Source organism: Pseudoduganella chitinolytica, assembly GCF_029028125.1.
Classification (GTDB): Bacteria; Pseudomonadota; Gammaproteobacteria; order Burkholderiales; family Burkholderiaceae_D; genus Rugamonas; species Rugamonas chitinolytica.
In genome coordinates this window covers 5,806,752-5,823,810 of the sequence record NZ_CP119083.1, presented here as the reverse complement: position 1 = coordinate 5,823,810, position 17,059 = coordinate 5,806,752, and the positions used below count along the sequence as shown (strand labels likewise).

Here is a 17,059-nt window from a genome sequence, read left to right as displayed (position 1 = left end):
ACGGCCCGCCGGCTTTCCATTACAATGGCGGATTGCCCATTTACTTTGCAGCGTCCCCATGATCGTTCTCGGCGTCGAATCCTCCTGTGACGAAACCGGCCTGGCCCTGTATGACACAGCGCGCGGCCTGCTCTCCCATGCCCTGTATTCGCAGGTGGCGATGCACGAGGAGTACGGCGGCGTGGTGCCGGAGCTGGCGTCGCGCGACCATATCCGTCGTGCCATCCCGCTGCTGGAACAGACGTTGAAGGGGGCCGGCATCGCGCCGCAGGCCATCGATGCCATCGCCTACACGCAAGGCCCCGGCCTGGCAGGCGCCCTGCTGGTGGGGTCGTCGATCGCGTGCAGCCTGGGCCTGGCGCTGGACAAGCCCGTGCTGGGCGTGCACCACCTGGAAGGCCACCTGCTGTCGCCGCTGCTGGCCTCCGACCCGCCCGAGTTTCCGTTCGTTGCCCTGCTGGTCTCGGGCGGCCACACGCAGCTGATGCGGGTGGACGGCGTCGGCCAGTACGAGCTGCTGGGCGAGACGCTGGACGACGCGGCCGGCGAGGCCTTCGACAAGTCGGCCAAGCTGCTGGGCCTCGGCTACCCGGGCGGCCCGGCCATCTCGCGCCTGGCCGAATTCGGCGACCCGCTGGCCTACAAGCTGCCGCGCCCCATGCTGCACTCGAAAGACCTGAACTTCAGCTTTTCCGGCCTGAAGACGGCCGTGCTGACAGTGGTGAAGAACAGCGCCGCAGCGAATGTATGCGAGCAGGACAAGGCCAACATCGCGCGCGGCTTCGTCGATGCCATCGTGGACGTGCTGACGGCGAAATGCGTGGCCGCGCTGAAGCAGACGGGCCTGAAACGCCTCGTGATCGCCGGCGGCGTGGGCGCGAACAGCCAGCTGCGCGCCGCGCTGAACGCGGCGGCCGCGAAAAAACGTTTCCGCGTGTACTACCCGGAACTGGAATTTTGCACCGACAACGGCGCCATGATCGCCTTCGCGGGCGCCATGCGCCTGTCGATCAATCCCCAGGCGGCACGGCGCGAGTACGGCTTCAATGTGCGGCCCCGCTGGCCGCTGGACGAGCTGAAAGTCGTCTGAAACGCCCGGCGGGCGTCAATGGGCGATTGAATTAACTACCCAGCAACATAGCTGCCAGGCCCACCAGGGCCAACAGGCCTCCAGCGGCCACGGCACCCGTGCGCACGGGCTTCTTCTTCAGGTCGACACCACGCGCCGCCATGCGCTCGCTGCGCAACGGCTTGGCCGGGCTCGGGGCGTGGGATTTATTGTGGTCGTCAACGGATTCATTCATGCCGGTCTCCTCGATTTGTCTATACAGACAAATGTACCAGCAATTTGCATGCCATTGCCACCCAATTGGTAAATTTCCGTTACCGTCAGGCTACAGTCCAGTCCAGCGCGGGGTCGCCGCGCAATCGTGCGGCCAGCAGGTCGATCAGCGCCCGCACCCGTGCCGTGCCATGCCGCCCCTCCCGGTGCACGATGTTGACGGGCACCGGCGGCAACTCGAATTGTTCCAGCAGGGGCACCAGCGCGCCGGAGGCCAGCAGCGGCGCCACCTGGTAAGACAGCAGCCGCGCGATCCCCAGCCCGTGGCGCACCGCTTCGATGGCGCTGTCGTTGCTCGTGACCGTCAGGCGCGGGCGCATGCGGTACCCGCGCACCGCGCCGCCTTCCCGGAAGCGCCATTCCGGCTGGGTACTGGCGCCCGTGCTGGCGACGATCGTATGGCCCGCCAGGTCGGCCGGTATGCGCGGCTCGCCCTGCGTGGCAAGGTAGCCGGGCGCCGCGCAGATCATGCGCCGCACCTGACCCACGCGCAAGGCGCGCAGCCCCGAATCGGGCAGCTCGCCGATGCGCACCGCCACGTCAAAACCCTCTTCCAGCAGGTTGGTGACGCGGTCGACGAACACAGCGGACACCTCCGTCCCGGGATACCGTTGCAGGTAATCGACGATGCCGGGCATGACGTACATGCGCCCGAACAGCACGGGCGCCGTGATCGCCAGCAGACCGCGCGGCGCGGCATTCAGGCCGGCCGCCGCTTCGTCGGCTTCGTCCAGCTCGGCCAGCAGGCGCCGGCAGTCGTCCAGGTAGCGCTGGCCCGCCTCCGTCACGCGCACGTGGCGCGTGCTGCGTTCGAGCAGGCGCACGCTCAGGCGCTCCTCCAGCGCCGCCACGGCGCGCGTGACGGCGGCCGGGGACAAGCCCAGGCGCCGTGCGCCCGCGGCAAAGCCCTGCTCCTCGGCGACGGCGACGAACACCGTCATCAGGTGCAGCCGGTCCACTACTCGACCAGCGCCGGCAGCGCCTTGCCGCACTGCTTGCAGTAGCGTGCCGTGGCTTCGTGGCCCCGCGTCATGCAGCGGGTGCAGGAGCGCCCGGCCAGCAGGCGCACGCCGCGCTGGTGCGTGATCTCGGAGCTGATGATGCCGGTCGGGACGGCCAGGATGCCCCAGCCCAGCAGCATCATGAACGACGCGATGGCGCGGCCGATGTCCGTCTTCGGCACCAGGTCGCCGAAGCCGACGGTCGTCACGGTCGAAATGGCCCAGTAGACGCCGACGGGAATGCTGGTATAGCCGTGCGCCGGGCCTTCCACCACGTACATCACGGTCCCCAGCAGGAACACGATCAGGAACACCGTGGACAGGAACACGAGGATCTTGCGGCGGCTGGCCAGCAGCGCGTCGCCCAGCATGCTGTATTCCTGGATGTAGAGCGTCAGCTTGAGGATGCGGAAGATGCGCAGCAGGCGCAGGATGCGCACGTCCAGCAGCACGTGCGCGCCCGGCACGAACAGCGAGATATAACTGGGCAGGATCGACAGCAGGTCGATCACGCCGAAGAAGCTGCGCGCGTACAGCAGCGGGCGGCGCACGCAGACGATGCGGGCGATGTATTCGAACGAGAACAGGATCGTGAAGCACCATTCGGCGGCCACCAGCCAGTCGGCGTGGTTGCGCGCAATCGACTCGATCGACGACAGCACGGCCGCCAGCACCGACAGCAGGATGGCGGCGATCAGCGCCAGGTCGAAGGCGCGGCCCTTGCGCGTCTCCGATTCGAAGATGACCTCGTACATCCGCGCGCGCCAGCCGCCGTCGGGCTTGCCCAGGCGCTGCTGCGGGTCGGTGGTGCGCACGGGCGGCGTGGGGTCGGGCCCGCGATCGGGCGGCCCGCGGTCGGGTTGCATCTCGGTAGACATGCCGGTCATCTTAGCGCAGCCCCCAGCAGGTCGGCGCGCGGGTATCCCCAGCGCGGCACGTCGCCGCAGGGTGTCCGGCCCGCCGGCTCGAGCGGCAACGCGGTGAAATTACCGCGCGGCGTGGCCGCGTAGCGCAGGTCGCTGGCCTCGTCCCTGGTTACCGCCGGCATGCGCGCATAGCGCAGCCAGGCATTGACGTGGCAGTCGCTGCGCGCCAGGGTGCGCAGCAGCGCCAGGTCGCCCTGCCACGGCGGTGCCAGCGCGATACCGGGCGCCGCCGGATCGGCGGCGGCTGGATCGGCAAACCCGCCCGGGCAGCTGGCGACCGGCATCCACGCGGGCGCAAGGCTCAGCGATCCCCGCCGCAGCCGGTACTGCCCGGCCGCTTCGTTCGATTCGATCGACACGAACGCCCAGCACAGGGGCTGGGCCGGATAGGCCGTCATCGCCACGTCCAGCACGCGCGCGGCCGGATCGATCGCCTGCAGCGCGGCCGTGATGCGCTGGCGCCCCAGCGCCGAGGTGGCGCCCTGCACGGCAATGAAGCCGATGGCGATCGCCGCGGCCAGCGCCAGCGCGCAACGGCTGTGCCGGCGCGTGACGCGCAGGGCCGCGATGGCGCCGCCGATGACCAGCAGCGCCGCCAGCGAACGCCAGTCCAGGTAGCCGCGCCAGGTGGCCCCCAGCACGAACACGACGAGGCCCGTCAGCGCGGCCGCACGCAGCAGGCGGTGCGGGATCGCCAGCGCCAGCGGCACGCCGAACGCGATCCAGAACACGGGCTCCACGATGAACACCATGTCGCCGTAGAACCAGCGCGGATCGAACGGGTAGAACGGGTGGATGCCGTACGAGTTCAGGAAATCCATCGACAGGTGCAGGCAGAAGCCCAGCACGATCGCCAGGCCCAGGCCCAGGCGGGCCGGCCCGCTGGTGCGCAGCAGCCGGCGCGCGTTGGGCCACAAGGCCCACAGCAACGCCAGCAGCAGCAATGCCTGCGGCAGCGCGTACAGCAGCGTATGCGTATGGCCCCGGTGGTGCAGCAGGTAGCCCAGCGGCGCCGGCAGCAGGTGCGTCAGGAACAGGTCGAGGTCGGGAAAATTGCTGGCCGCGGCGCAGGCCGTCAGCAGCAGGCGGTGGCGGGTGCGCTGGCGCGCCGCGTCGGGTTCGGCGGGCAGCGAGCGCTGTACCAGTTCGCCGACACCGAGGCCGACGAAGGAGTGGGTGATGTTGTCCATGGCGAAATGGTAACCGACCCGGAACGACACCGGGGACAGGCTCCCTTCTTCGAGTCGCCGACGCGAAGAAAGGAGCCTGTCCCCAAGGGTTCAATGACTCACTTCCACCCCATGCCAGAACGCCACCCGCCCTTTGATCGCCTTGGCGGCCTCGGACGGCGTGGCGTAATACCACGCGGCGTTCTTGTTGACCTTGCCGTCCACCTCGACGTCGTAATAGCTGGCCACGCCCTTCCACGGACACATCGTCGTGTGGGGGCTGTCCTTCAGGTATTCGCGCTTGACGCGTTCGAGCGGAAAGTAGATGTTGTGCTCGACGATCTCGATCTCGTGTTCCGGCGCCTCGGCAATGACGGCACCGTTCCAGACGGCCTTGGGCATGCTGTTCTCCTTGATTTGCGCTTCACTCGACCCGATTGCGGCCGTTTTCCTTGGCGCGGTACAGCGCCTCGTCCGCCGCGCGCAGCAGGCTGTCGGCGTCGTCGATCCCCATGTGGTCGAACGCGCCGACGCCGAAGCTGGCGGTGACGGGCACGCGGCGCGCGCCATCCATGTGCACTTGCGCTTCCACGCGGGCGCGCAGCGTTTCCGCCATCTTGAACGCACCCTCGCGCGGCGTGTTCGGCAGCAGCAGGCACAGCTCCTCGCCGCCGTAGCGCGCCGCCACGTCGATCATCCGCACGTTGTCCCGCACCAGCTTGCCGACGGCGGCCAGCACCTTGTCGCCCATCGCGTGGCCATGCTCGTCGTTGACGTGCTTGAAGTGGTCCAGGTCGATCATGACGGCGGCCAGCGGCGCGCGGAAGCGGCGCGCCCGCGCCACCTCGAACTTCAACCGGTGCAGCAGCGAGCGGCGGTTGTGCAGGCCCGTCAGCTCATCGGTCGTGGCCAGCTCCTCCAGCCGGGCCATCGACTGGCGCAGCGCCACCTCGTTGGCGCGCGCCTCGATCAGCGCGATGACCTGGCGCGCCAGGCGGGCCAGCGTGTCGCGCTGGTCCGGCGTCAGCCCGCCCGGGCGGCTGTCCAGCACGCACAGCGTACCGATAGAATGGCCCTCGCCGGTGCGCAGCGGCACGGCGCTGTAGCGGCGCACGAACGGGGCGCCCGTCGTCAGCGCCAGCGCGGCACTGCGCGGGTCGGCCAGGGTGTCGGGGATTTCCATCGGGGCGTCGCCCAGTACGGTCCACGCGCAGTAGGCCTGGCTGCGCGGCAGCGACTCCAGCTGCAGGCCGACGCAAGCGCGGGTCCAAGCGCGCTCCGCGTCCACCAGGGCGATGAATGCATACGGCACGTCGCACAGCCGGGCCGCCAGCTCGGTCAGGAACAGGAAATCGGGCCCCGCCGCATGGTCGAGCGCCGCGCTGCGGTGCAGGGCGGCGAGCCTGGCCTGCTCGTCCGCCGGCTGGGGAAAGGTGGGGAAAATCTGTTCAGCGGCGGCCATGCACTCTTTCGGTTCGATACGTGCGGGGAGTGTAGCGCAAATGGCCAGGGGCGCAAACCGCCGCCCGGGTCACCACTCAGCCGTTGTATCGGCCCCCGCCTGGTCAGCTGTCGCTGCCGGCGGCGATCTGACGCAGCGCCTGCTCGAACAGTTCCGGCGGCTGGCCGCCCGAGATCAGGTGGCGCTGGTTGATGATGACGGCCGGCACCGAGTGGATGCCATGCTGCTGCCAGAATGCCTCCACCTCGCGCACCTCGTCGGCATAGCGGTCCGACTCCAGCACGTCCTGGGCCGCGCGCAGGTCCAGGCCCGCCTTCTCGGCCGCGCGCAGCAGCGTGTCGTGCGAGCTGGGGTCTTCGCCGTTGGTGAAATACGCCTCCAGCAGCGCGTGCTTGAGTGCCTTCTGGCGGCCGCTGCCCTCGGCCCAGTGCAGCAGGCGGTGCGCGTCGAAGGTGTTGTAGATGCGGCTGCGCTTGTCCATCGCGAACGTGAAGCCCACGTCGGCGCCGCGCTGGCGGATCATCACGCGCGACTGCTCCTGCTGCTCGGGTGTGGAGCCGTATTTCTCGGCGATGTGTTCCGTGATGTCCTGGCCCTCGCGCCCCATGTTGGGGTTCAGTTCGAAGGGCTGGAAGTGGATCTCGGCCGCGATCCCGGGGCCGATGCGCTCCAGGGCCGTTTCCAGCGAGCGCAGGCCGATCGCGCACCAGGGGCAGGAAACGTCGGAAACGAAGTCGATGCGGACGGTTGCCATGGCGGCCTTTCTGTCGAGGTGCCGCCGGCGGCGGCTATCCCTGCATGATGAGGATCGCCGCCGGTTTTACAAGCGGGTTACTTCTTCTTTGCGACCGCCGCGGCTTTTTCCTTGCCCTTGCCCTTGCTGCCGATGCGGCTTTCCTTGCCGGCGATCAGGTTGCCGATGTTCTTCGCATGGCGCCAGATCAGCAGGGCGCTCATCAAGAGGACCGCGAAGAACTGCGGATCGACGCCGAACAGCAGGCCATAGTAGAACGGGGCGAACAGCGACGCGATCAGGGCCGCCAGCGACGAATAGCGGAACGCGTACGCCACCGCCAGCCACGTCACCAGCGTGGCAAGGCCCAGCCAGGGGTTCAGCGCCAGCAGCACGCCCAGCGCGGTGGCCACGCCCTTGCCGCCGACGAAGCGGAAGAACACGGGCCACAGGTGGCCGAGGAACACCGCCAGCGCGACCAGGCCGATGGTGGCGTCGTCCACGGCCAGCTCCCTGGCGAAGTGGATGGTCAGCCAGACGGCCAGCCAGCCCTTGAAGGCGTCGCCGATCAGGGTCCAGATGGCGGCGCCCTTGCTGCCGCTGCGCAGCACGTTGGTGGCGCCCGGGTTGCCGGAGCCGTAGGTGCGCGGATCGTCCAGGCCGTAAACCTTGCTCACCACGACGGCAAAAGAGATCGAGCCGATCAGGTAGGCGGCTATCGTCAACAGAAGAGTATTCATTTCCCCGAAATTCCCAGTATTGTTATGGTCGGCCGCAGCCGGCTGCCGACTATACAGCAGAGCCCATCAATCGGCCAGCGCGCAGTGCACGGGCTTGGCTTGCAGCACGTCGAGCAATACCTGCGGCCCGATGCCGACCAGGTAGCCACGCCGGCCGCCATTGATATAAATGGTTTCCAGCGCGAGGATCGTTTCCTCCACGTACACCGGCATGGCTTTCTTGGTGCCGAACGGCGAGGTGCCGCCCACCATGTAGCCCGAGTGGCGCTGCGCCACCTCCGGCTTGCACGGCTCCACCGACTTGCAGCCGATATTCCTGGCCAGGTTCTTCGTCGAGACCTTGCAGTCGCCGTGCATCAGCACGATCAACGGCCGGGCCGCTTCGTCCTGCATGACGAGCGTCTTGACGACGTGGTGCTCGTCGACGCCGAGCGCCTGCGACGAAACGGCGGTGCCGCCATGTTCCTCGTACTGGTAGGGGTGTTCGGAAAAGGCCACCTGGTGCTTGCGCAGCAGCGCGGTCGCGGGCGTTTCTGAAATGTGCTCTTTCTTTGCCATGCCGTGATACGCTAACCGTAATGAAAGGAGACTGGGCACCAGCCGCGGCCCCGGGTCTCTCATGGGAGTTTCTAATTATGCAGCAAGAAATTCGCTTTGCCACCTTCAATGTCTGCAACCTGGCGCCGCCGGGCGCGAAATTGTACGACAACCTCGCGCCCCTGAGCCCTGAAGAGTACGAAGCAAAGGCCAGCTGGATCGCCCGCCAGCTGGACGAACTGGATGCGGATGTCATCGGCTTCCAGGAGATTTTCTCGCAGGCGGCGCTGCGCGACGTGCTGGCGCGCACCCGCAAGTACCGCGAGGCGCTGCATGCCGGCTTCGATCCGGACCCGCGCGCAACGCGCCTGACGCCCAGCGTGGCGCTGGTCTCGCGCCTGCCCCTGGCGGCGCCGGCCACCACCTACCCCAGCTTCCCGGCGGACGTGCCGTGCGATTCGGGCAGCGTCGACTCGGACCGTTTTGCCCGCGCGCCGCTGCATGCGCAGGTGCTGCTGCCCGGCGGGCGCACCGTCGATGTGTTCGTCGTCCACCTGAAGTCGCGCCGGCCGGATTACCGCAACGGCGACAACGGCGCCGATCCGCTGCAGTACGCGATGGCCAGCCTGCGCTCGCTGGTCTGGCGCGGCACCGAGGCGGTGGCGCTGCGCGTGCTGCTGTCGAAACTGATGCGCGAGACGCGCCGTCCGTGCGTCGTCCTGGGCGACTTCAACGACACGGCCGATGCCGTCACGACGACGATCGTGCTGGGCAACGGCGGTACCTACGGCGGCGAAGGGGTCGCGACCGAGGAACGGCGTGGCCGGCTGTACGACTGCCACCGCATCCAGCGCAGCCAGGATCCGCTGCGCCACGTGGGCTACACCAATATCCACGAGGGCCGCTATTCGACCATCGACCACGTGCTGGTGTCGGAGGAATTCATGGGCGACTCGTCGCGTGCCGTCGGCGAGGTGCTGGACGTGAGCTACTTCAACGACCACCTGCGCCTGGCCAAGCCGGAAGCATCCGACCACGGGCAAGTGCTGGTGCGGCTGCGGCTGTACGACTGAAGGCACGACTGAAGGTACGACAGCGCGTTCAATGCAGCACGCCGCCCTGGCCGCTGTCGCGGGCCGCAGCGACCGCATAGTATCCCTGGTACTGGTCGCAGCCGTGCCCGCGCAAAAATTCCAGCTGCTCGGCCGTTTCGACCCCTTCCGCGATCACCGTCATGTCCATGCTCCGTGCCAGCGCGATGATGGTGCGGATGACGGTCGCATCGAAACCGTCCAGCAGGAAGGCCTGGGCGATCTTCAGCTTGTCGATCGGATAGTCCTTCAGCTGCCCCAGACGCGACCAGCCGGTGCCGAAGTCGTCCAGCGAGAGGCGCACGCCCAGCGCGCGCAGGCCGCGCAGCTTGTCGACGACGGCCTGGCCGCCCTGCATGATGATGGCTTCCGTCAGCTCCAGTTCCAGGAAACGCGCCGCCAGCCCGGCCTCGCGCAGTGCCGCCTGCACCTGTTGCGGCAGGTCGCCCTGCAGGAACTGCCCCAGCGACAGGTTGACGGCCACGACGACCTCGTGGCCCTCGTCGTGCCAGGCACGCGCGTGCCGGCAGGCTTCGCGCAGGACCCAGTTGCCGATCGGGACCATCAGCCCGGCCTCCTCGGCGACGTCCAGGAAGCGCTCGGGCAGCAGCAGGCCCAGTTGCGGATGGCGCCAGCGCACCAGCGCTTCCGCGCCCACCAGCGCGCCGCTCTGCACGTCCAGTTCCGGCTCGAACGCCAGCTCGAACTGCTGTTCGTCCAGCGCGCGGCGCAGGCCTTCCTCGAAGTCGGCCCGCAGGGCGATGCGCTCGTTCATCGAGGCGCTGAAGAAGCGGAAGCCGTCGCGGCCGCCCTCCTTGGCGTGGTACATCGCCACGTCGGCGTTCTTGACCAGGGTGTCGATGTCGTCACCGTCGCTGGGAAAGATGCTGACGCCGATCGACGCCGAGATGCGCAGCGCGTGCTCGCCGATCCGGTACGGCTGGCCGATGGCCTGGCGCACCGCCTCCGCCACGTGGGCGGCATGATCGATGCCGCCGATGTCGGCCAGGATGATGACGAACTCGTCGCCGCCCTGGCGGCTGACGGTATCGACCTTGCGCACGCAGTGCAGCAGCCGCGCCGCCACTTCCCGCAGCAGCGCGTCGCCGACCTGGTGGCCCAGCGTGTCGTTGACGGGCTTGAAGCGGTCCAGGTCGAGGAACAGGAGCGCCAGCATGCTGCCCTTGCGGCGCGCCGTCGACAGCGCCAGCGACAACCGGTCCAGCAGCAGCACGCGGTTCGGCAGGTCCGTCAGGTAGTCGTGCTCGGCCAGGTGGCGCGTGTGCTCTTCGCTGCGCTTGCGCTCCGAGATGTCGGACAGGATCGCCATGTAGTTGCTGACCTGGCCGTGGCCGTCGCGGATCGCCGTCAGCGACAGCCAGGCCGGGAAGGCATCGCCGCCCTTGCGGCGTGACCACGTTTCGCCCTGCCAGTGATCGACGGCCTCCAGCTGGGTCCAGACCTCGCGCAGGAACGCTTCGTCCTCCACGCCGGTGCGGTGCAGCGACAGCGGCTGGCCCAGCATCTCGGCATCGTCGTAGCCCGTGATCCCGGCGCAGGCACGGTTGACGGACACGATGCGGCGCCGGCCATCCGTCAGCAGGATCGCGTCGCGGCTGTTCTCGAACACCTGCGCCGCCAGCTGCAAGGTGCGCTCGGCGTGCTTGCGCGACGTGATGTCGACGTCCATGCAGAACACCTGCCCCAGCTCGCCGTGGAAGATCGGCACGGTGGTCGAATAGACCCAGCGCTCGCGCCCATCCGGCGTGCGCACGATCCAGTCGCCGGCCGGACCGTTGTGGCCCGTGCGCCAGACCGCTTCCAGCAGCGCCGCATGTTCGGCCCCGCGCTCGCCGCGCGACAGCAGTTCGTCCAGCCGGCGCCCGACCGCCTCCTGCGGCGTCATGCCGCACAGCTGGGCGCAGGCACGGTTGCAGAAGCGGACGATGCCGGCGCGGTCGATGCTGCAAACGGCCACCAGCGGCGTCAGTTCGAGCGCGGCGACGAGGCGCGTGATCCAGCCCAGCGCCTCCTGCGCCGGCTGGCCCGCGAGGGCGGGAAACGAGCTGTGTCCTGACTGGTCCATCTGGCCATTCTTGCCGGGCAAGCCCGGCGCGCGTTTGTGCGACCTCAACAGTACAGGCCGCTTCAATCGCCACTCTTGCCTTACGCCAACCTATCGGCAGATCGCGCCCAGGCATCCGGCATCCCAACCGGCATTGCTATAATGGAAACATGAACGCTCCCATTGTTCCGTCTCCACGCGACGAATATGCGCGGCGCATGACGCGCGTGCTCAATTACATCGACCAGCACCTGGATGAACCGCTGGAGCTGGCGCAGCTGGCCGACGTGGCGAACTTTTCGCGCTTCCATTTTCACCGCGTTTTCCATGCCTGGATGGGCGAAACGCTGGGCGACTATGCACGGCGCCGGCGTCTCGAGAAGGCAGCCTTCCGGCTCAGCTGCGGCCCAACGGAAAGCGTGCTGGAAACCGCGCTGGCGACCGGCTTCGGCTCGGGCGAGGCGTTTGCCCGTGCCTTCAAGACGAGATTCGGCTGCACGCCAAGCGAGTGGCGGCGCGACACGCCCCGGCGCCTGGCCGCGCAGGCCCTCGGCCGCCACAGCAATCCCGATCAGTTGCTCGGCAATCCGGATCAGGCAGGACCGCTGCCCATGAGCGACGATGATGTTTCCAACAACATTAGAGAAAACCCCACCATGGAAGTTGTCATCACAGACCTGCCAGCCGTCCGGGTCGCGTATTTTCGCCATATCGGTCCGTATGGACCAGGAATCAGCGTGTTCTGGCGCACCGTCGTCGCCCCATGGATGCAGTCGCGCGGCCTGGAAGCACCGCTCTGCATCGGCATCGGCTACGACGATCCGGGCATGACACCCGCCGACAATTGCCGCTACGACGCCTGCGTCGCCCTGCCCGAGGACTTCACCGACACCGGCTCGGCCGATATCGCCACGCTGCCCGGCGGCCGCTATGCACGCGCCGCATTCACGGGACAGCCGGCCGGCATCGCCGATGCGTGGACCTGGCTGACCCGCAACTGGCTGCCGTCGAGCGGCCTGCAATGCGACGACCGTCCCTGCCTTGAAATCTTCCGGCCCGACACGGCCATGGACGCCGACACCGGCGCCATGCGCTGCGATCTCTGCATCCCGGTGCGTCCGCTCTAACGAGCGCGCGCAAGCCCGGCGCCGGGGATGTGTTCCCGGCGCCGTACACCTTTGCTTTTGTTCATCGCTTTATCAGCGCCCGCCGCAATTCAGGCGCGCAAAAACGCGCTTCGTCGCATCCCCGTAGCCGCCGCCCTTGCGATTGCCTACAGTGCCACCATCGCAATTTCCCTCGCCGGCAGCGGCCAACCCACTTCGAGAAAATCAATGACACCCGATCCACTGCCCCTCGCTCCCTCGTCCCGGCGCCGCTGGCGCAAGCCGGCCATCGCCATCGTCGTGCTGGCCATTGCCGGCGCCGCGTACATGGCGCTGCGCCCGCAAACCGCGCCGGCCGCCGCCGCGCCGCAAGCTGCGACGAAGCCGGTCGTGTACGAGCTGGCCGCGACCGACGTCGCCGCCATCGCCGCGCGGCCGCTGGCCGTGCAGCTGCCGTTGTCCGGCTCCCTGATGCCGGTCAGCCAGGCCACCGTCAAGTCGAAGGTGTCCGGCGTGGTCGAGGAATCGGCGCTGCGCGAAGGGATGACGGTCGCTGCGGGCCAGGTGCTGGCCCGGATCGACCAGGCCGACCTGCGCGCGCGCATGACGCAGCAGCAGGCCATGCTGGACGAAGCGCAGGCACGCCTGGCGATGGCGCAGAAGAACGAGAACAACAGCCGTGCGCTGCTGGCGCAGAAGTACATCTCGCAGACAGCCTACGACACCAATGCCAACGCGGTGGACCTGGCCCGTGCCAGCGTCAAGGCGGCGTCCGCGCAGGTGGAGCTGGCCCGTATCGCGCTGGCCGACAGCACGATCCGCGCGCCGATGACCGGCATCGTCAGCAAGCGTCACGTGCAGGCGGGCGAGAAGGTGGCGCCCGACATGCCGGTCTACACGATCGTCAGCCTGGCCGAGCTGACCCTCGAGGCGCAGGTACCGACGTCCGACATCCCGCGCGTGAAGACGGGCCAGGAAGTGACGTTCCGCGTCGACGGCTTCGCCGGCCGCACGTTCGCCGGCAAGGTCGCGCGCATCAATCCGACGACGGAAGCCGGGTCGCGCGCGATGCTGGTCTACATCACGGTGCCGAACGACGACGGCGCCCTGCGCGGTGGCATGTTCGCCAAGGGCAGCATCGTCACGGAACGCACGGCCGCGCTGCCGCAGGTGCCGGTGACGGCGCTGCACGAGGAGAACGGCCGCAGCGTCGTCTACAAGGTCGCCGGTGGCAAGGTGGTGGCGCAGCCCGTCACGCTGGGCCTGCGCAACGACGACGAAGGGCTGGCCGCCGTCACGGACGGCCTGGCGCATGGCGAGCACGTGATCGTGTCGAAGCTGGAAGGCATCAAGCCCGGCGCCAGCGTGCTCCTGCCGGCACCGGGCGCGCTGGCGCAGGACGCCAAGCCCGCCGTCAAAGCACCGCAGGGGTAAGCCATGTGGATCACGAAAATCAGTATCCGCCAGCCCGTCTTCGCGACGATGGTGATGATCGGCCTGATGGTGCTGGGCCTGGCGTCCTACCGCGGCCTGGGCGTGGAGAGCATGCCGAACGTGGAGATCCCGTTCGTCGCCATCGAAGTGGCCTATCCGGGCGCCTCGCCTGAAGCCGTCGAGACGGACATCACCCGCCCCATCGAGGACATCGTCAACACCGTACGCGGCGTGCGCACGTTGCGCGCCAACTCGTGGGAAGGCAAGGCCGGCATCTACATCGAGTTCGAGCTGTCGACCGACATGGACCGCGCCATGCAGGACATCCGCGACAAGGTCGGGATCGTGCGGCCGCGCTTCCCGAAGGAAGCCAAGGACCCGTTCATCGTGCGCGAGGAAGGCGACAACGCGCAGCCCATCGTGCGGCTGACGTTGACGTCGCCGGGCGTCGACATCCGCACGCTGTCCACCCTGGCTGACCAGGTCATCGTCAAGCGCCTGCAGGGCGTGCCCGGCGTCGGCCAGGTGCGCAGCTACGGCCAGGCCAAGCGCGAGATCCTCATCAGCCTGAAGCCGGCCGAGATGACGGCGCAGGGCATCGGCGTGAACGAGGTGATGCGGGCGATCCAGGACACCAATGCCAATCTCCCGGCCGGCAACATCACGCGCGATGCCAGCGACCGGCTGGTGCGCGTCGAGGGCAAGCTGAAGGAACCGCGCGAATTCAACAAGATCATCGTGGCGCGCCGCGCCAGCGGTCCTGTCTACCTGGAACAGGTGGCGGACGTGGTGGACGGCGAGGCGGAAGAGCGCTCGCTGGCCCGCATCGACGGCAAGCGCGGCATCTCGCTGGAAGTGACGAAGGTGCAGGACTCGAACGTGGTCGAAGTGGGCGAAGGCGTCAAGGCCGTCGTCGCCGACCTGCAAAAATCCCTGCCGGCCGGCGTGGTGCTGGCGATTTCCGACGCCGAATCGGACCGCGTGCAAAACCAGCTGAACAACGTCAAGCGCACCATCATCGAAGGTGCCGTGCTGACGATGGTGATCGTGTTCTTCTTCCTCCACTCGTGGCGCTCGACGATCATCACGGGACTGACCTTGCCGATCTCCGTGCTGGCCAGCTTCATCGCGATGAAGGCGTTCGGCTTCACGCTGAACTTCCTGACCTTGATGGCGCTGTCGCTGTGCATCGGCCTCCTGATCGACGACGCCATCGTGGTGCGCGAGAACATCGTGCGCCACCTGGGCTTCGGCAAGAGCCACCGCAAGGCGGCCGAGGACGGCACCAACGAGATCGGCGTGGCCGTGATGGCGACGACGTTCGCCATCGTGGCCGTGTTCATTCCCGTCGCGTTCATGGACGGCATCATCGGCCGGTTCTTCCTGCAGTTCGGCATCACCGTCACGGTCGCCGTGCTGGTGTCGCTGTTCGTCAGCTTCACGCTCGACCCGATGCTGTCCTCGGTCTGGCACGACCCCGTCAAGGACCGCTTCAAGTACCTGCCGTGGCTGGGCCGCCTGATGGAGACGATCGAGCACGGCATCGACAAGGTGCACGTCTGGTACGGCAAGGTGCTGGCCGTTGCGCTGGACTGGCGCAAGAGCACCCTGGCGCTGACCCTGGCGATCTTCGTGGCCAGCCTGCTGCTGGTGCCGAAGATCGGCGGCGAGATGTTCCCCGAGACGGACCGCGGCTGGATCGACATGCAGTTCAAGGTGCCCGTCGGCTCCAGCCTGGACTACAACGCGAGCAAGGTCGCGCAGGTGGAAGCGGCGCTGCGCGAGTTCCCCGAAGTGGAGACGGTGTTCAGCAATATCGGCGCGGCCGAGGGCCGTCACATCTCGTATGTCAACGTCAAGCTGACGGACGTGCACAAGACGCACCGTCGCCCGCAGAAGGAACTGGAAAAGGCCATCCGCGCGCGGCTGGCGACGATCCCCGGCATCACGCCGTCGGTGGGCCAGAAGCCCATCTTCATCGCGATCCTGGGCACCGACGAGGCCAAGCTGGACAAGGTGGCCCACCAGCTGATGGACAAGATGCGCACGATCAAGGGCGTGGCCGACCTGGAATACAGCCAGGAAGGCGCCAACCCCTCCACGTCGATCCGCATCAACAACGAGCTGGCCAGCGACCTGGGGCTGACCACGCAGCAGATCGGCGCGGCACTGCGTCCCTTCGTTGCGGGCGAAACGGTCAGCTACTGGCTGGCGCCGGATGGCCAGAACTACGACGTCAACGTGCAGCTGCCGAAGGTGGGCCGCCAGCGCGTGGCTGACCTGGCCGACCTGTCGCTGGCGTCCAGCAAGCCGGGGCCGGACGGGCGCCCGCTGATGGTACCGCTGCGCCAGGTGGTGGAGTTCGTGCCGTCGTTCTCCCCGCAGGTGCTGAAGCGCCAGGCGCTGATGCGGCGCGTGGCCGTGATGGCCGGCGTCGAGGGCCGTCCCGGCGGCGACGTCGATGCCGACGTCAAGAAGGCGATGGAGTCGATCGAGATGCCGGCCGGCGTGCGCTTCGACGTGGGCGGACAGGCCAAGCAGATGCAGGAGACGCTGACCAGCGCCATGATCGCGCTGGGCATCGCCGTGGTCTTCATCTACCTGGTGCTGGCGTCGCAGTTCGGCAGCTTCCTGCAGCCGGTGGCGATCATGATGTCGCTGCCGCTGTCGCTGATCGGGGTGCTGGCCGCGCTGCTGGTGACGGGATCGACATTGAACATCTTCTCGGTCATCGGCGTCATCATGCTGATGGGCCTGGTCACGAAGAACGCGATCCTGCTGGTGGACTTCACCAACCACGGCCAGCAAGGCGGGATGGCACAGCGCGAGGCCATCATGGCGGCCGGCCAGGTGCGCCTGCGGCCCATCCTGATGACGACCTTGGCGATGATCTTCGGCATGCTGCCGATGGCGATCGGCATGGGTGAAGGGGGCGAGACGCAGGCGCCGATGGGGCGCGCGGTCATCGGCGGCGTGATCACGTCGACGCTGCTGACCCTGGTGGTGGTGCCCGTTGCGTACACTTACCTGGACAATCTCGGCAAGCGGGCCAAGCGGTGGTTTGCCGCGCCGGAGGAGAAGGCGGCGGTGGTGGTGGCAGACGCAGCGTAGCTCCAACCCAACAGCAAAATCGCAAAATCGGGGACAGTCTCCGATTCGCCGCCAGCGCGGGAATCGGAGGCTGTCCCCGATTTGTTTATGAGGCAAGCCTGCGGATGTGCCTTGCCATTGCTGCGGTTACTGCTCGCGTTCGGCGTCTGCAGTCTCCGCCGGCTCGTCGGCCTGCTCGGCTTCCTCAGCCTCATCTGCTTCGTCGCTGCCCTGCTCTCCTGCCGGCCGCGACTTCGCTTCCTGCTTGCGCCGGGCCTTTTCCTCGGCCTTGCGCTTCTTTTCCAACTCCCGTTGGCGCTTCTCGTATGAGAAATTCGTTTTTGCCATGGCGTACCTCCTTTG

The 17,059-nt window shown here is 67.8% G+C and carries 16 protein-coding genes; 5 read left to right on the top strand and 11 right to left on the bottom strand.

Features of this window, described 5'->3' with window-relative positions; genetic code table 11:
• Positions 1–58: 58 nt before the first annotated feature.
• Positions 59–1,090 (top strand): tRNA (adenosine(37)-N6)-threonylcarbamoyltransferase complex transferase subunit TsaD, encoded by a 1,032-nt coding sequence (gene tsaD, locus PX653_RS25990; protein WP_277415525.1) that lies wholly within the window; start codon positions 59–61, stop codon positions 1,088–1,090.
• A gap of 31 nt (positions 1,091–1,121) precedes the next feature.
• Here the strand turns inward: tsaD and PX653_RS25985 are convergent, their stop codons facing one another.
• The 9 genes from PX653_RS25985 to ybaK all read right to left on the bottom strand — a co-directional run bounded on the left by PX653_RS25985 (position 1,122) and on the right by ybaK (position 7,931).
• The gene (locus PX653_RS25985; RefSeq protein ID WP_277415524.1) at positions 1,122–1,304 is read right to left on the bottom strand and encodes a hypothetical protein; all 183 of its coding nucleotides are present in this window, start codon (positions 1,302–1,304) and stop codon (positions 1,122–1,124) included.
• A gap of 85 nt (positions 1,305–1,389) precedes the next feature.
• Positions 1,390–2,301, bottom strand: coding sequence for a LysR family transcriptional regulator (locus PX653_RS25980; RefSeq protein WP_277415523.1), 912 nt, complete (start codon positions 2,299–2,301; stop codon positions 1,390–1,392).
• Positions 2,301–3,221, bottom strand: a complete 921-nt coding sequence (locus PX653_RS25975) for an ion transporter (protein WP_277415522.1) — start codon at positions 3,219–3,221, stop codon at positions 2,301–2,303. The genes PX653_RS25980 and PX653_RS25975 overlap by 1 nt, the downstream gene beginning before the upstream one ends.
• 5 nt (positions 3,222–3,226) lie before the next feature.
• On the bottom strand, positions 3,227–4,459 hold the full coding sequence (locus PX653_RS25970; protein WP_277415521.1) for a metal-dependent hydrolase: 1,233 nt from the start codon (positions 4,457–4,459) through the stop codon (positions 3,227–3,229).
• 90 nt (positions 4,460–4,549) lie between these two features.
• Complete coding sequence (locus PX653_RS25965; RefSeq protein WP_277415520.1) at positions 4,550–4,840, bottom strand: DUF427 domain-containing protein; 291 nt, start codon at positions 4,838–4,840, stop codon at positions 4,550–4,552.
• 22 nt (positions 4,841–4,862) lie between these two features.
• A complete protein-coding gene (locus tag PX653_RS25960) occupies positions 4,863–5,900 on the bottom strand; it encodes a GGDEF domain-containing protein (protein ID WP_277415519.1) in 1,038 nt (345 codons plus the stop codon).
• A gap of 103 nt (positions 5,901–6,003) precedes the next feature.
• Complete coding sequence (locus PX653_RS25955) at positions 6,004–6,654, bottom strand: DsbA family oxidoreductase (RefSeq protein WP_277415518.1); 651 nt, start codon at positions 6,652–6,654, stop codon at positions 6,004–6,006.
• Between the two features lie 77 nt (positions 6,655–6,731).
• Positions 6,732–7,373: a glycerol-3-phosphate 1-O-acyltransferase PlsY gene (gene plsY / locus PX653_RS25950; protein WP_277415517.1), complete on the bottom strand. Its 642-nt coding sequence runs from the start codon at positions 7,371–7,373 to the stop codon at positions 6,732–6,734.
• A 66-nt stretch (positions 7,374–7,439) separates the two neighbouring features.
• Positions 7,440–7,931, bottom strand: coding sequence for a Cys-tRNA(Pro) deacylase (ybaK, locus tag PX653_RS25945; protein ID WP_277415516.1), 492 nt, complete (start codon positions 7,929–7,931; stop codon positions 7,440–7,442).
• Positions 7,932–8,008: 77 nt separating this feature from the next.
• Between ybaK and PX653_RS25940 the strand changes: the two genes are divergently transcribed.
• Complete coding sequence (locus tag PX653_RS25940; protein ID WP_277415515.1) at positions 8,009–8,983, top strand: endonuclease/exonuclease/phosphatase family protein; 975 nt, start codon at positions 8,009–8,011, stop codon at positions 8,981–8,983.
• A gap of 28 nt (positions 8,984–9,011) precedes the next feature.
• Here the strand turns inward: PX653_RS25940 and PX653_RS25935 are convergent, their stop codons facing one another.
• On the bottom strand, positions 9,012–11,087 hold the full coding sequence (locus tag PX653_RS25935) for a sensor domain-containing protein (protein ID WP_277415514.1): 2,076 nt from the start codon (positions 11,085–11,087) through the stop codon (positions 9,012–9,014).
• A gap of 149 nt (positions 11,088–11,236) precedes the next feature.
• Between PX653_RS25935 and PX653_RS25930 the strand changes: the two genes are divergently transcribed.
• From PX653_RS25930 to PX653_RS25920, 3 genes are all read left to right on the top strand, one after another.
• Positions 11,237–12,193 (top strand): AraC family transcriptional regulator, encoded by a 957-nt coding sequence (locus PX653_RS25930; RefSeq protein ID WP_277415513.1) that lies wholly within the window; start codon positions 11,237–11,239, stop codon positions 12,191–12,193.
• A gap of 207 nt (positions 12,194–12,400) precedes the next feature.
• Positions 12,401–13,606 (top strand): efflux RND transporter periplasmic adaptor subunit, encoded by a 1,206-nt coding sequence (locus PX653_RS25925; protein ID WP_277415512.1) that lies wholly within the window; start codon positions 12,401–12,403, stop codon positions 13,604–13,606.
• 3 nt (positions 13,607–13,609) lie between these two features.
• A complete protein-coding gene (locus PX653_RS25920) occupies positions 13,610–16,717 on the top strand; it encodes an efflux RND transporter permease subunit (RefSeq protein WP_277415511.1) in 3,108 nt (1,035 codons plus the stop codon).
• Positions 16,718–16,843: 126 nt separating this feature from the next.
• Here the strand turns inward: PX653_RS25920 and PX653_RS25915 are convergent, their stop codons facing one another.
• On the bottom strand, positions 16,844–17,044 hold the full coding sequence (locus PX653_RS25915; protein ID WP_277415510.1) for a hypothetical protein: 201 nt from the start codon (positions 17,042–17,044) through the stop codon (positions 16,844–16,846).
• Positions 17,045–17,059: the final 15 nt, after the last annotated feature.